14 protein-coding genes are annotated in these 14395 nt (G+C 72.6%); 6 read left to right on the top strand and 8 right to left on the bottom strand.

The features are described 5' to 3' along the window. Nucleotides 1-69 precede the first annotated feature (69 nt). Together pknB and ABZ809_RS24155 are read left to right on the top strand one after the other, a co-directional pair. Nucleotides 70-2058 (top strand): Stk1 family PASTA domain-containing Ser/Thr kinase, encoded by a 1989-nt coding sequence (gene pknB / locus ABZ809_RS24160; protein WP_357564848.1) that lies wholly within the window; start codon nt 70-72, stop codon nt 2056-2058. Nucleotides 2059-2060: 2 nt separating this feature from the next. Next, the gene (locus ABZ809_RS24155; RefSeq protein WP_357564847.1) at nt 2061-2921 is read left to right on the top strand and encodes a deoxyribonuclease IV; all 861 of its coding nucleotides are present in this window, start codon (nt 2061-2063) and stop codon (nt 2919-2921) included. A gap of 130 nt (nt 2922-3051) precedes the next feature. Here ABZ809_RS24155 and ABZ809_RS24150 read toward each other — a convergent pair whose 3' ends face one another. The 4 genes from ABZ809_RS24150 to ABZ809_RS24135 all read right to left on the bottom strand — a co-directional run bounded on the left by ABZ809_RS24150 (nt 3052) and on the right by ABZ809_RS24135 (nt 7960). Then, nucleotides 3052-4083, bottom strand: a complete 1032-nt coding sequence (locus ABZ809_RS24150; RefSeq protein ID WP_357564846.1) for a GntG family PLP-dependent aldolase — start codon at nt 4081-4083, stop codon at nt 3052-3054. Nucleotides 4084-4191: 108 nt separating this feature from the next. Further along, nucleotides 4192-5598: a class II 3-deoxy-7-phosphoheptulonate synthase gene (locus ABZ809_RS24145; RefSeq protein WP_357564845.1), complete on the bottom strand. Its 1407-nt coding sequence runs from the start codon at nt 5596-5598 to the stop codon at nt 4192-4194. 72 nt (nt 5599-5670) lie between these two features. Then, nucleotides 5671-6171: a hypothetical protein gene (locus ABZ809_RS24140; RefSeq protein ID WP_357564844.1), complete on the bottom strand. Its 501-nt coding sequence runs from the start codon at nt 6169-6171 to the stop codon at nt 5671-5673. Between the two features lie 163 nt (nt 6172-6334). Continuing rightward, nucleotides 6335-7960 (bottom strand): glycosyl hydrolase family 18 protein, encoded by a 1626-nt coding sequence (locus tag ABZ809_RS24135; RefSeq protein ID WP_357564843.1) that lies wholly within the window; start codon nt 7958-7960, stop codon nt 6335-6337. Between the two features lie 198 nt (nt 7961-8158). On the opposite strand from ABZ809_RS24135, the gene ABZ809_RS24130 reads away from it, so the two are divergent. Genes ABZ809_RS24130 through ABZ809_RS24120 form a run of 3 tightly spaced genes read left to right on the top strand, consistent with a single transcriptional unit; the run spans nt 8159 to nt 10401 of the window. Beyond that, nucleotides 8159-8653 carry a glutathione peroxidase gene (locus tag ABZ809_RS24130; RefSeq protein WP_357564842.1) on the top strand — a complete coding sequence of 165 codons (495 nt, stop codon included), beginning with the start codon at nt 8159-8161 and terminating at the stop codon, nt 8651-8653. A gap of 44 nt (nt 8654-8697) precedes the next feature. After that, a complete protein-coding gene (locus ABZ809_RS24125) occupies nt 8698-9405 on the top strand; it encodes an NADPH-dependent F420 reductase (RefSeq protein WP_357564841.1) in 708 nt (235 codons plus the stop codon). A gap of 48 nt (nt 9406-9453) precedes the next feature. Then, nucleotides 9454-10401 (top strand): pyridoxal-phosphate dependent enzyme, encoded by a 948-nt coding sequence (locus tag ABZ809_RS24120; protein ID WP_357564840.1) that lies wholly within the window; start codon nt 9454-9456, stop codon nt 10399-10401. Between the two features lie 41 nt (nt 10402-10442). On the opposite strand, the gene ABZ809_RS24115 is transcribed toward ABZ809_RS24120, so the two are convergent. Continuing rightward, nucleotides 10443-10793: a DUF2203 domain-containing protein gene (locus ABZ809_RS24115; RefSeq protein WP_357564839.1), complete on the bottom strand. Its 351-nt coding sequence runs from the start codon at nt 10791-10793 to the stop codon at nt 10443-10445. Between the two features lie 146 nt (nt 10794-10939). On the opposite strand from ABZ809_RS24115, the gene ABZ809_RS24110 reads away from it, so the two are divergent. Then, nucleotides 10940-12232, top strand: a complete 1293-nt coding sequence (locus tag ABZ809_RS24110; RefSeq protein WP_357564838.1) for a DUF1343 domain-containing protein — start codon at nt 10940-10942, stop codon at nt 12230-12232. A 103-nt stretch (nt 12233-12335) separates the two neighbouring features. On the opposite strand, the gene ABZ809_RS24105 is transcribed toward ABZ809_RS24110, so the two are convergent. The 3 genes from ABZ809_RS24105 to proC all read right to left on the bottom strand — a co-directional run bounded on the left by ABZ809_RS24105 (nt 12336) and on the right by proC (nt 14313). Beyond that, nucleotides 12336-12608 (bottom strand): hypothetical protein, encoded by a 273-nt coding sequence (locus tag ABZ809_RS24105; RefSeq protein WP_357564837.1) that lies wholly within the window; start codon nt 12606-12608, stop codon nt 12336-12338. Nucleotides 12609-12622: 14 nt separating this feature from the next. After that, nucleotides 12623-13414 carry a methyltransferase domain-containing protein gene (locus ABZ809_RS24100; RefSeq protein ID WP_357564836.1) on the bottom strand — a complete coding sequence of 264 codons (792 nt, stop codon included), beginning with the start codon at nt 13412-13414 and terminating at the stop codon, nt 12623-12625. 80 nt (nt 13415-13494) lie between these two features. Further along, complete coding sequence (gene proC / locus ABZ809_RS24095) at nt 13495-14313, bottom strand: pyrroline-5-carboxylate reductase (RefSeq protein WP_357564879.1); 819 nt, start codon at nt 14311-14313, stop codon at nt 13495-13497. Between the last annotated feature and the right edge of the window lie 82 nt (nt 14314-14395).

The raw sequence follows: 14395 nt of genomic DNA, 5'->3' as shown, positions 1-14395 counted from the left end.
ACTGCCGTCGCACCCCGGCTGTAGCATCCTGTTCAACCTTCACCCCCTGGACACATAGACTCCCTGCCGATGGACACACAGGTCGCCGACACGTTGCTGGGCTCGCTGATCGACGGGCGCTACCGCATCCGCGGTCGCGTGGCCCGTGGCGGCATGGCGACCGTGTACACCGCCACCGACGAGCGCCTCGAGCGCACCGTGGCGCTCAAAATCATTCATCCGTCCCAGGCCCCGGAAACGGGGGCCCGGGCGGCGGGCTTCGTGGAGCGGTTCACCGACGAGGCGAAGACCATCGCCCGGCTGACCCACCCCAACGTCGTCGCCGTCTACGACCAGGGCAACCACGCCGGCCTGCCCTACCTGGTGATGGAGTACGTCCGCGGCCGCACGCTGCGTGACGTGCTCGCCGAGCGGCGCCGGCTCAATCCCGACGAGGCGCTGGCCATCACCGAGCAGATGCTCGCCGCGATCGCCGCCGCGCACCGGGCGGGGCTGGTGCACCGCGACGTGAAACCGGAGAACGTCCTGGTCGCCGAGGCCCCCACCGGCGGCGCGGCCAACCTGGTCGACAGCGTGGTCAAGGTCGCCGACTTCGGGCTGGCCAGGGCGGTCGAGGCGAGCGCCGACGACGAGAACGGCAACCAGCTGATGGCCACGGTGGCGTACGTGGCCCCGGAGCTGGTCACCGACGGGCACGCCGATCCGCGCACCGACGTCTACTCCGCCGGCATCGTGCTGTTCGAAATGCTCACCGGCCGGGTGCCCTACGACGGGGACCGCCCGGTCGACATCGCCTGGCAACACGTCGACCGGGACGTCCCGGCACCGTCGACGCTGGTGCCCGGGCTGCCCAGGGCGCTCGACGACCTGGTCGCCAGGGCCACCCGACGCGACCCGGGCGCCCGGCCCACCGACGCCGGCGCCCTGCTGGCCGAGGTGCAGGTCGCCCGGGACGACCTGAGCAGCGCCAACTCGCGTACCGCCGTGTTGCGCCGGGTGACCGACGACGCGGTGGCCCAGCCGACGATGGTGGTCGCGGCGGTCCGGCCGGCCGAGCGGCCCTCGTGGGCCCGGCTGCCCGCCGATGGCGGGACCCGGGCGGGCCGTCGCCGGGCCGTGCCCGAGGAGAGCGGGAGCCTGTGGTCGCGGCTGGCGGAGCTGCGCACCCGGGTCATGGGCGACCCGCGGGGCCGGATGGCCGTCATCGCCGCCGCGGTGGTGCTGCTCCTGATGGTCGTCGGCGGTGGCTGGTGGTTCACCTCCGGCCGCTACACCGAGGCGCCGCCGCTGGTCAGCCTGAGCAAGGCCGAGGCGGAGGCGCAGGCCGCCCGGGGCGGCTTCACCCTCGCCTACGCCGATCCACGCTACGACGAGAAGGTCCCGAAGGACGCCGTCCTGGCGCAGGAACCGGGCACGGCCGGCCGGATCCTCAAGGGCGGCACGATCACGCTGACCCTCTCGCTCGGCCCCGAGCGGTTCCCGGTGCCCGACGTGGTGGGCAAGGACTTCGAGCTGGCCGAGGCGGACCTGCTCGACGCGAAGCTGGTGGTGGTGAAGGGTACCGCCCGCTACGACGACAACCTGCCCACGGGCGTGGTGGTGGACACCAACCCGAAGGTGGGCACCGAGGTCAAGCCGGGCGACAAGATCACCGTCATCCTGAGCAAGGGCAAGGCGCCCATCTCGGTGCCGAACCTGGTCGGCAAGAACCTGGGCGAGGCCCGGACGCTCCTCGCCCAACTGGGTCTGGTGTTGGTGGAGCCACCCACCTACAAGGACTCCGACAAGCCCCGCGACGAGGTCCTCGGGCAGAGCCCGGCGGACGGCTCCGGGGTGGAGCGCGGTGCGAAGGTCAAGCTGGAGGTCAGCAAGGGCCCGCCGTTGGTCGCCGTGCCCCGGGTCATCGACCTGCCGTGCCAGCAGGCCAAGCAGTTGCTGGAGAGCCAGAACTTCCCGGTGGCGATCCAGTTCAACCCGAACGGCATCGTCCGGTTCCAGAACCCGCCGGAGAACACCCAGGTGGCGCCGGGCACCCAGGTCACCATCGGATGCATGTAGGGATGACGGCGCGCCGGCCGGTCGGCTCGCACACGCCCACCTCGGGCGGACTGGCGAGGGCTGCCCTGCCGTACGCCGACGCGGCCGGCTCGCAGGTGGTGCAGGTCTACGTCTCGAACTCGCGGGGCTGGGCGCTGCCGGCCGGCGACCCGGTCCAGGACGCGCTGTTCCGCGACGGCTGCGTCGAGCGGGGCCTGCCCGTCTTCATCCACGCGTCGTTGCTGGTCAACCTCGGCTCCCCCACCGCGAACACGGTCGAGCGCTCGGCGGCGACACTCGCCCACGCGCTGGACCGGGGCCGGGCCATCGGTGCCGAGGGCGTGGTCTTCCACGCCGGCAGCTCGGTCGACGAGAGCCACGCCACAGCCGCGATGCGGCAGGTACGCGAGGCGCTGCTCCCGCTGCTCGACAAGGCGGCCGCGGCGGACGGCCCGCGCCTGCTGGTCGAGCCCAGCGCAGGCGGCGGCCGCTCGCTCGCCTCCCGGGTGGAGCACCTCGGCCCCTACCTCGACGCGGTGGACCGCCACCCCTGGCTCGGGGTCTGCTTCGACACCTGCCACGCCTGGGCGGCGGGGCACGACCTGGCGGCCGAGGGCGGCATGACGGCGACGCTGGACACGCTGGTGGCGACGGTCGGCGACGGCCGGCTTCGGCTGGTGCACGCGAACGACTCGAAAGATCTCTGCGGCTCCACCCGGGACCGGCACGAGAACATCGGCAGCGGCACCATCGGTGAGCGGGCGTTCGCCGAACTGATGGCCCACCCGGCCACCGCCGGCGTCCCGGTCGTGGTGGAGACCCCGACCGAGAAGCACGTCGGGCACGCCGCCGACATCGCCACCCTCCGCCGCCTGCACCCCTGAGACACCCGACGCGGACCGGCCGGGACGACGGTCAAGCCGAAACGACGGTCAGGCCGAAACGACGGTCAAGCCGAGAGGCGAGACGCCCAGGCCGCGACGGCGGTCAGACGGCGTCAGGCCGAAACGGCGGTCAGCGCCGCAGGGTGCGGGTCAGGACGTCGATCGCCCGGTCGATACCGGCGTCGTCGACGCCCAGGTGGGTGACCAGACGGGCGGTACGAGGGCCGAGCACCGAGACCAGGACGCCCTCGGCACGGGCGGCTGCGGCCAGGGCGTGCGCGTCCATCGACGCCTTGGTCAGGTCCAGCGGCACGAGGTTGGTCCGGACCGTGGCGGCCAGCACGCCGAACGGGGCGATCGCCTCGGCGAGCCGGGCCGCCCTGGTGTGGTCGGCGGCGAGCCGGTCGACGTGGTGGGCCAGCGCGTACCGGCCGGCGGCGGCCAGGACGCCCGCCTGCCGCATCCCGCCGCCCATCCGCTTGCGGACGAACCGGGCCCGCTCGATCCGCTCGGCGCTGCCGACGACCAGCGAGCCGACCGGCGCGCCGAGCCCCTTGGAGAGGCAGACCGACAGGGTGTCGAACAGGGCGCCGTACTCAACCAGCGGCACGCCGTCGGCGACGTGCGCGTGCCAGATCCGGGCGCCGTCGCAGTGCAGGGCGACCCCCGCGTCGCCGGCGACCCGGCGCAGCTCACGCAGGGTCGCCAGCGGGATCACCCCACCGCCGCCCCGGTTGTGGGTCTGCTCGACGGCGATCGCCCGGGTGGGCACCGCCCAGTAGCCGTCCGGACGGATCATGGCGGCGACCGCGTCGGGGTCGACGTCCGCGCCGACCGCCGGCCAGGTGCGCGAGGAGATGCCACCGTACGCGGCAGCGGCCCCGATCTCGTACGTCACCACGTGCGCGTCGGCGTCGCAGAGCAGCTCGTTGCCGGGCGGCACGACCAGTTGCAGGGCGATCTGGTTGGCCATCGACCCGCTCGGGGCGAACAGCGCCGCCTCGTGCCCGAACAGCGCGGCGACCTCGGCCTCCAGCGCGTTGACGGTCGGGTCCTCGCCGTAGACGTCGTCGCCGACCTCGGCGGTGGCCATCGCCTCGCGCATCCCCGGGGTCGGCCGGGTGACGGTGTCCGAGCGAAGGTCGACGAGTTCGTCAGCCACAACGATTCCTCCGGCCGCCGACTGCGGGGCTCGCAAGCTCACTCCTCGCGTCAGCCACAACGATTCCTCCGGCCGCCGACTGCGGGGCTCGCAAGCTCACTCCTCGCGTCAGCCACGGAGCATCTCCGCCACGAGGAAGGCCAGTTCGAGCGACTGCTGGGTGTTGAGCCGGGGGTCGCAGGCGGTCTCGTAGCGGCCCGGCAGGTCGAGGTCCTCGATGCCCTGGGCGCCGCCGAGGCACTCGGTGACGTCCTCACCGGTCAGCTCGACGTGCAGGCCGCCGGGATGGGTCTCCAGGCCCCGGTGCACCTCGAAGTAGCCGAGCACCTCGTCGACGATCCGGTCGAAGTGCCGGGTCTTGTAGCCGTTGGACGACTCGTGCGTGTTGCCGTGCATCGGGTCGCACTGCCAGACCACCTTGGCGCCGGCGGCGGTCACCTTCGCCACGATCGGCGGCAGGGCGTCGCGGACCCGGTGGTTGCCCATCCGGCTGATCAGGGTGAGCCGGCCGGGGACGTTCTCCGGGTTGAGCTTCTCGCAGAGCTCGATCGCCTCGTCCGGCGTGGTGGTCGGGCCGAGCTTCACGCCGATCGGGTTGGCGATGCGGGAGATGAAGTCGATGTGCGCCCCGTCGATCTGCCGGGTGCGCTCGCCGATCCACAGGAAGTGCCCGGACAGGCCGTACGCCCGGCGGTCGGAGACCCGGGTCAGCGCCCGGTCGTACTCCAGGGCCAGGGCCTCGTGCGAGCAGTAGAGGGTGACAGTGCGCAGCGCCTCGTCGTCGGTCATCCCGCAGGCCCGGATGAAGGCCAGCGCCCGGTCGATCTCCCGGGCGATCGCCTCGTAGCGCTCGCCGGCCGGCGAGTTCTTGACGAAGCCCTTGTTCCAGTCGTGCACGGCGTGCAGGTCGGCGAGCCCGCCGGCGAGGTACGCGCGGAGCATGTTCATCGCGGCGGCCGAGTTCGCGTACGCCCGGATCATGCGCTGCGGGTCGGCGGCCCGCGCCTCCGGCGTGGCCTCCAGCGAGTTGATCATGTCGCCCCGGTAGGCGGGCAGGCCGCGCGCGTCGGTCGGCAACGACCGGGGCTTGGTGTACTGCCCGGCGACCCGGGCGACCTTGACCACCGGCAGCGAGGCGCCGTAGGTGAGCACGATCGCCATCTGGAGCAGGGTGCGGGCGTTGGCCAGCAGGTGGCTCTCGGTGTTGTCGGCGAAGGTCTCCGCGCAGTCGCCGCCCTGGAGCAGGAACGCCTTGCCCTCGCACACCAGCGCCAGCCGCTGGCGGAGCTGGTCGACCTCGTAGGGCGCCACCACCGAGGGCACCGTGTCGAGCACCTTGCAGACCTCGGCGACCTCCGCCGGATCCGACCACGGCGGGACCTGTGTGCGCGGCAGCTCCCGCCAGCGGTCGAGGCCGAGGGCCGCGTCCTCGGCGGAGTCGACGGTCGGACGGCTGGTCTGCAGCCCCGGGCTGCCCACCGCGGGATGGCTCAGCTGATGCCACTCATGGCGCATGACAGAAAGCGTACGGCGACCGGCGCGGCGGCCGACCGGCGAGGGGGCGGGTTCCGGCAGATGAGAGCCGGCTCACCCGGCCGGGGGCGACGCCGCGCCGGACGGGGCCGGGGTGTTGCCGCCCGGCGCCTCGGCGGCGATGCACCAGTCGGCACCGTCGCGGGTGACCGTGAACAGCAGCGGCCGGGTGATGGTCCTGGAGCCGGCGGCGACCGAGACCGACGTGCTCACCTCCTGACCCCGTGGGCCGGGGCGGACGTCGACGATCTCGGCCTGGGGCACCGTGAAGTGGTCGGCGAAGTCGCCGTTGGGGCCCGTCGCGGCGGCGTCGAACGCCTCCTGGAGGGTGGCGCAGAGCTGGCTGCGCCCGGCCGCGACGTCCTTGGCGGTCATCGCGTCGAGGTACGCCTGGACCCGCTCCCGCGACTTCCCGGCGGCCTCCTCGGCCGGGGCCCGCCCGGGCTCGGTCGCCGGGTCGGCCTTCTCGCCGCCGATACCGCAGCCGAGCAGTGCGAGGGGCAGGATCCCGAGCAACACGGCACCCGCCGCCAGCCTGCCGCGCGTCGCGCGCATCGCCACCTCCGTCGCCGTGCCCACCGAACCCCGTCGAGCGGCGAGTCTGTCACATCGACACGCGTGCCCGGGGGCCGCCGCGCCCGGACCGCCGGCGCGCGGCCGGCGGGGAGGGACCGGTGCAGTCCCTCCCCGCCGTGTGGGTGGTGCGTCGGCGCTCGGCTCAGCCGAGACCGCCCTTGATGGCGCCGATCAGTTCGCCGTTTCCGGTGTCACCGGAGAGCTCCCAGAAGAAGGCGCCACCGAGGCCCTGGTTCTTCGCGTACGTCATCTTGCCGTTGATCGTGGAGGGGGTGTCGTAGCTCCACCAGTTGCTGCCGCACTTGGCGTACGCCGTGCCCGCGATCGTGCCGGTGGCCGGGCAGGTGTTCTTGAGGACCTTGTAGTCGTCGATGCCCTGCTCGTAGGTGCCCGGGGCGGGGCCGGTGGCGGTGCCGCCCGGCGCGGTCTGGGTCACCCCGGTCCAGCCCCGGCCGTAGAAGCCGATGCCGAGCAGCAGCTTGTTGGACGGGATGCCCTTGCTCTTGAGCTTCTGGATCGCCGCGTCGGACCAGAAGCCCTGCTGCGGGATGCCCGTGTAGGAGGTGAGCGGGGAGTGCGGGGCGGTGGGGCCCTGCGCGTTGAAGGCGCCGAAGTAGTCGTACGTCATCGGCATGATCCAGTTCAGGTTCGCCGCGGCACCGGCGTAGTCGGTGGCGTCGATCTTGCCGCCGTTGCTGCCGTCCGCCGTGATCGCGGCGGTGACGAGTGCGGACGAGCCGAACTTGGCACGCACCGCGCCGATCACGTTCTTGAAGGCGTTCGGGCCGCTGGAGTCGCAGGTGAGACCGCAGGCGTTCGGGTACTCCCAGTCGATGTCGATGCCGTCGAAGACGTCCGCCCAGCGCGGGTCCTCGACCAGGTTGTAGCAGCTCTCGGCGAACGCGGCCGGGTTCTGCGCGGCCTGGGTGAAGCCGCCGGACCAGGTCCAGCCGCCGAAGGACCAGAGCACCTTCAGGTTCGGGTACATCTTCTTGAGCTTGCGCAGCTGGTTGAAGTTGCCACGCAGCGGCTGGTCCCAGGTGTCGGCGACGCCGTCGACGCTGTCCGCCGCGGTGTACGCCTTGTCGTAGTCGGCGTAGCTGTCCCCGATCGTGCACCGGCCGCCGGTGGTGTTGCCGAAGGCGTACAGGATGTGGGTCATCTTGGCGGCGGAGCCGCTGGTGTGGATGTTCTTGACGTGGTAGTTGCGGCCGTAGACGCCCCACTGCGTGAAGTAGCCGACGACCTTCTTGCCGCTCGGGTCCGGCGGGGTGGTGGTGGGCGGCGGGGTGGTCGGCGGCGGGGTGGTGGGCGGCGCCGACGTCGGCGGGGTGCTGGTGGGCGGCGCGGTGGTGGTGGGCGGCGCGCCGCCGCCGCACGGGGCACCGTTGATCGTGCAGTTCAGCGGCGCCTTGTACGCGCCGGTGCCGTTGTAGCCCCAGCTGAACGTGGCGCCCGCCCCGATCGGGCCGGCCCAGCTCTTCTTGACCGCGACGTAGTGGTCGCCGGTGCGCGTGACGTCGGCGTCCCAGGAGCTGCTGACGCTGGTGCCCGACGGCAGGTCGAACTCGATGCGCCAGGTGCTCAGCGAGGAACTCGACCCGTTGGTGATGGTCACCCGCGCCTCGTGACCGGTCCCCCAGTCCTGCGCCTTGGCGAAGGCGGCGGTCACGCTGCCGGCGCCGAACGCACTGGCCATCGGGACCGTGGCGGCGGTCACCACCATCACGGCGCCGACCCAGAGGGCCCGGCGGAACGATCTCTTCATGCGGCGTCTCCCCAAACAGTTAGGAAACTTTCCAAATCGATGGTGAGACGCTACTCACGCCGTCATCGCTTCGTCAAGATGTCCATGTATCGATTTCCGCTGGGAGCGCGCCCGGGCACCGTCCGACCCGGCCCGGGCACCCGAGGAGCGCCCGGCGCCTCCGGTCGGCGGCCCGGCACCGGCGCGTAACCTCGGCCCATGACCGTCTTCGACATCCCGATCAACACGCTGGCCGGCGACCCGGCCGACCTCGCGCGATACCGCGGGCGCGCCCTCCTGGTGGTCAACGTCGCCTCGCGCTGCGGCCTCACCCCGCAGTACGCCGGCCTCCAGGCGCTGCACGACGAGTACGCCGACCGCGGCCTGGTGGTGCTCGGCGTGCCCTGCAACCAGTTCGCCGGCCAGGAGCCGGGCACCGCCGCCGAAATCAACGACTTCTGCCAGGTCAACTACGGGGTGACCTTTCCACTGACCGAGAAGGTCGAGGTGAACGGCCCCGGACGCCACCCGCTCTACGCGACACTTGTGGAGACCGGCGACGCCGAGGGCCACACCGGCGACGTGCGGTGGAACTTCGAGAAGTTCCTGGTCGCTCCGGACGGCTCGGTGGCGGCCCGGTTCGCGCCCACCGTCGAACCCGGCTCGGTCGACCTTCGCGCCGCGATCGAGAAGGCGCTGCCCCCGGCGGCCTGACGCCCCGCCGACCCGCCCAGAATTGTCGACCATGCCGGTGGGGAATGCGGCCACCGCGAACGGAGTTGGGAACCGACATGACAACTGTGGGACTGATCGGCAGTGGACACATCGGCGGCACGGTCGCCCGGTTGGCGGTCGCCGCCGGCTACGACGTGGTGCTGAGCAACTCCCGTGGCCCGGAGACGCTCAAGGACCTCGTCGACGAGCTGGGCCCGCGCGCCCGGGCGGCCACCCCCGCGGAGGCGGCGGAGGCCGGCGACCTGGTGGTCGTCACCATCCCGCTCAAGGCGTACCGGGACGTGCCGGTCGAGCCACTGGCCGGCAAGCTCGTGCTGGACACCAACAACTACTACCCGCAGCGCGACGGCCAGTTCCCCGAGCTGGACTCGGGCTCCACCACGAGCAGCGAGCTGCTCCAGCGGCACCTGCCGCGGTCGCGGGTCGTCAAGGTGTTCAACAACATCTTCTTCCAGCACCTGCTCGCACTGGCCCGGCCCACCGGCGCCGGCGACCGCAGCGCGCTGCCGATCGCCGGCGACGACGCGGGCGCGAAGGCGGAGGCTACCGCCTTCCTCGACGGGATCGGCTACGACGCGGTGGACGCCGGGACACTCCCCGAGAGCTGGCGGTTCCAGCCGGACACGCCGGCGTACGGAAGCATCTACTCGGCCGACCCGAGCAACTGGGAACGGGAGGCGCCGGCCGACGCCGCCACGGTGCGGGCCGCGCTGGGCGAGGCCACCCGCTGAGCCGTACGGGGGTCGGCGGCTGACGCCCGGGCGGGCTAGGCTCTGCCGGTGCGGCTGACCAGCATGGACGACATCGCCGCGGCGGAGCAGCGCCTCGGGGGGCAGGTCGTCCGCACTCCACTGCTGCCCTGCCCCCGGCTCGGCGACCCGCTCGGGCTCGATCTCGCGGTCAAGGCGGAGAACCTTCAGCACACCGGCAGCTTCAAGGTGCGCGGCGTGCTCAACGCGCTGCTCGCCCGCATCGAGCGGGAGGGGAAGCCGGCCGGGCTGACCGCCTTCTCGGCGGGCAACCACGCGGCGGCGGTCGCCTTCGCCGGTCACGCCTTCGGCCTGCCCACGGTCGTCTGCATGCCGCCGCACGCGGTGCCGACGAAGATCGAGGCGGTCCGCCGGTACGGTGGCGAGGTCGTCCTCACCGACGACCTGCTGGGGACCTGCCAGGCCCTCGCGGCCGAACGCGGCTACCACCTGCTGCACCCGTTCGACGACCCGGACGTCATCGCCGGTCAGGCCACCGTCGGCCGGGAGATCCTGGCCGACGGCCCGCCGCCGGCCCTGGTGGTCGTGCCGGTGGGCGGCGGCGGGCTGATCAGCGGCGTGGCGGCCGCCGTCCGGTCGGCCGTCCCCACCGCGCGCGTCGTCGGGGTCGAGCCGGTCACCGCCAACGCGGTCGGCCACGCCCTGCGCACCGACGGCGCGGCTCTCGCGACACCGCCGACGTCGATCGCGGACGGGCTGGCGGCACCGTTCGCCGGGCGGCACACCCTGGCGCACGTCCGCGCCCTGGTGGACGGCATGGTCGAGGTCTCCGAGGAGGAGATCCGCAGCGCCTGGTGGGAGCTGCTGGACGCGACGAAGCTCCTGGTCGAGCCGTCCGCCGCCGTCACCCTGGCCGCGTTGCGCGCCGGCCTGGTCGACGCCGGGCCGGGCACCCGGACGGTGCTGGTCCTCAGCGGCGGGAACGTCTCCCCCGCAACCCTCGCGTCCCTGGCCTGAGCCCGCCGGTCAGCCGCGCCCTCGCCGCCCGGGCCCGCCGGTCAGACCGGACGGCGGCCGGCGAAACCACACTCGACGCGGTGGTACCAGCGCACGTCGGTGTCCCCCTCCAGCCAACACCAGAGCACCGGCCGGCCGTCCCGCTCACCGGGGAAGTCGAGCAACACCGGCGCGATGCCCTTCACCTGGATGTCGTGGGAGTGCAACTCCTCGACGAGGGCGTGCAGCCGCGCCTCCAGCCCCTTGACCTCGGGCAGGCCGCCCAGCGGGCTGGCGCCCCGGTCGGCCAGGTCGGCGCGCAGCTCGGCCAGGTCGGCCCGCAGCCGGATCAGCTCCGCGACGCGCGGGCGCAGGGTGGCGATGAGGTGGCGGGCCTGGGCGAGGGTGAACACCGGGCCAGTATGGAGCACGCGGCGGCCGGGGCACGCCCCGTCGGCCGCGCGACGGGCCCCGCACCCGTCCAAGCTTTGTAGCTAACCTTCCTTGACGAGGCATCTGCATGTAGCTAAGTTTCGACCAAATCGACGGGAGGGTCGACATGGAGCGTAGAAAGTTCCTGGCAGGCGCGGGTGCGGCGACCGTGGGCGCGGTCGCGGCGACGGTCCCCGGCGGGGCCGGTCACGCCACCCCCGGCATCCGCCGCGTGGAGACCGGGCTCGACGTGCTCGTCCGGTCCGGCTTCGCGGACCTCGCCGGGCAGCGGGTGGGCGTCATCTCGAACCCCACCGGCGTGGACTCGGCCTACCGGCACCTGGTCGACCTGATGCACGCATCCGGCACGGTCCAGCTGGCCGCCGCCTTCGGCCCCGAGCACGGGTTCCGCGGCTCGGCGCAGGCCGGCGGCAGCGAGGGCACCGGCGTCGACGCCCGCACCGGGATCACCGTCTACGACGCGTACGGCGCCACGCAGGCCAAGTGGGAGACCATGTTCACCCAGGCCAGGGTCGACACCGTCGTGTTCGACATCCAGGACGTCGGCGCCCGCTTCTACACGTACATCTGGACCATGTACACGGCCATGATCGCTGCCGCCCGCGTCGGCAAGCGGTTCGTGGTGCTGGACCGGCCGAACCCGGTCGGCGGCCGGGCCTACGGGCCGATGATGACCGCCGCGTACACCTCCGGGGTCGGCCTGAAGGAGATCGTCCAGCAGCACGGGATGACCGTGGGCGAGCTGGCCCGCTTCTTCAACGCCGAGTTCCTGCCCGCCGCGGCCGGAGGCCCGGTCGACCTGCACGTCATCGAGTGCCGGCACTGGAAGCGCGACAAGCTCGCCGCCGACACCGACCTGCCCTGGGTGATGCCCAGCCCGAACATGCCCACCATGGACACCGCGCTGGTCTACCCCGGCACCGGCCTGTTCGAGGGCGTCGCCTCCCTCACCGAGGGCCGGGGCACCTGCCGGCCGTTCGAGTTGATCGGCGGCCTGGCCGACGACTTCGACTACCACTGGTCCGACCGGCTCAACGCCCGCGAGCTGCCCGGCGTCGAGTTCCGCGAGGCCTACTTCACGCCGACGTCCGCCGGGCAGAAGCCGGCGCTGCTCAACAAGCTCTGCGCCGGGGTCGAGGTGAAGGTCGTCGACCGGTCGGCGTACGACCCGATCCGCACGGCGGTGGCGATGCTGGTGGAGGCGCACAAGTACCCGGCGTTCGCCTGGCGGCGCGACTCCTGGGACACCGTGCGGCCGTACTGGATCGACAAGCTGACCGGGTCGCCGCGACTGCGCACGATGATCGACGCGGGCGCCGACGTCGACGACGTGATCGGCGCCTGGGCCGACGAGCTGGCCGCCTTCGACCGGCAGCGGAAGCCGTACCTGCTCTACTAGGGACGTCCGGCCGCTCCGCCGCTCAGCTCCTGGGCGGCGGAGCGGCCAGCACAACCACCCCACCCGGGGAGCTGAACGTGAACTGCGCGAGGAACCGGCCCGGTCACTCGGTGAGGGTGAACCTGCGATGGTCATCGGTGGGGTGCACGGTGACGTCGATGGTGCTGCCGTCTTCGAAGCGCAGCGTGAAGACGGGATCGAGGTCGCAGAGAAAAGCGAAGCCGTCACGGTCCTCATCGACGTCGCTTACCAGGCGACCGTGGGCTTCCCAGCCGGCGGCGCTGGCAGTGATCACAGCGGCCACCTCGACGCTGTCGAAAAGCGTGGAGGAGTTGGCCCACCAGTCCAGCCAGCAGCGGCCCTCGAAACGATCCATGGCCGTCACGCGGGTCAGGCCGGGGAGGCGTGGGGTTTGCGGGCGATGACGATGCCGAAACTGGTCCAGCGGCCGGCGTCGACGCGCAGGGTGGCGGGGTCGCCGTCGGGGTCGGCCTTGGCGAACGGGTCGTGCCGGGCGAACTCATCCCACCACGCGGTGGCCTCGGCGGCGTACTCAGCGTGGACGATCTCGAACCCGGCTGCGGTTACCTGGGCGACAGTGGTGGTCAGGTCGCTGAAGCACTCGGCCCAGGAGAACTCCCCCCGGGTCACGTAGGGGCGCAGGTCGTCGGGGATGGCGACTTCCCGGTGCATGGGCTCGCCCAGGCCGAACACGCCGCCGGGTTGGAGGATCCGGTGGATCTCGCCGAGCGCGGCCTGGTAGCCCGCCCCGCCCTCCATGGCGCGGATCATCTCCAGGGCGGTCGTGGAGTAGGCGAAGCTGAAGGAGCCGGTGGCGAGCCTGGTGTCGGGGACACCCGCCCGAAGGGCCAGCACGCGGTCGGAGACGCCCCACGCGCGGGCGTTGTCGACGATGTGGTCGACCATCGGGCGGCCGTCCTCCCGGTCGTCCCACGGGTCGAGGGCGAGCGCGTTGACCCCGTACTCCTTGGCCAGGAAACAGGTCTGCAGCCCGCGGTTGGCGCCGACGTCGACAAGCGTGGCACCGGCCCGCAGCCCCATCGCGTCCGCCATGTGCTCGGCCAGCCGCAACCCACCAGGCCCGCTGCACTGGGCGTAGACATGGTCGAGATCGGGATAGGCGTCGGCACGGCGATGAGCGGAGGAGCTGTCGTTGCGCATGGGACGAGACTGTTCCACCCACACCCCTGCCGCAACGGAATTAAGGCAGGTCACCGGCCCGGTGAGACCGGGTCGTGGGATCAGTCGGCCTGGGCGGCCAGCTCGCGGGCGCGGTCCCGGGCCGCTTCCAGCGCGGCGAGCAGCGCCGCGCGTACGCCGTGCTTCTCCAGCTCGCGCACGGCGGAGATGGTGGTGCCGGCCGGTGAGGTGACCGCCTCGCGGAGCTTCACCGGGTGCTCGCCGGAGTCGCGGAGCATCACCGCCGACCCGATGGCGGTCTGCACGATCAGCTCGTGCGCCACCTGCCGGGGCAGGCCGAGCAGGATGCCGGCGTCGATCATCGCCTCGACCAGCAGGTAGAAGTACGCCGGCCCGGAGCCGGAGAGCGCGGTCACCGCGTCCTGCTGCGACTCGGGCACCCGGATGGTGGACCCGAGCGGGGAGAACATCTCCTCGGCCAGCGCCAGGTGCGTGCCGGTGGCGTGCGCCCCGGCGGAGATCGCGGTCATCGCCTGGTCGACAAGGGCCGGGGTGTTGGTCATGACCCGCACCACGGGGGTGCCCTCGGGCAGCCGACGGTTGAAGAAGCCGGTCGGCAGGCCGGCACAGAGGGAGATCACCAGCTTGTCGGCGGGCACCTTCGGCCCGATCTCCTCCAGCAGCGCCGCCGCGTCCTGCGGCTTGACCGAGACGGCGAGCACCTCCGCCTCGTCGACGGCGGTCAGGTTGTCGACCACCCGGATCCCGTAGCGGGCGGTCAACTCCTCGGCGCGGGCGGGCCGGCGCGCGGTGGCGAGCAGCCGGTCCACCGGCCACCCCGAGCGCAGCAGGCCGGAGAGCATCAGCTCGCCGATCTTCCCGGCCCCGATGACCGCGACCGTGTGCACCGAACCCGCCATCGGGTCGTACACAGGTCGAAGCCGTCGCGGGTCAGCGCCTGGGCCAGGGCGACGGCCACGTAGAACGGGCCGGCGATGACGC

Origin of the sequence: Micromonospora sp. NPDC047074, assembly GCF_040643815.1 — a bacterium.
Lineage (GTDB): Bacteria > Actinomycetota > Actinomycetes > Mycobacteriales > Micromonosporaceae > Micromonospora.
Note: the sequence above shows the minus strand (reverse complement) of the source record. Positions and strands in the feature narration are given on the sequence as shown.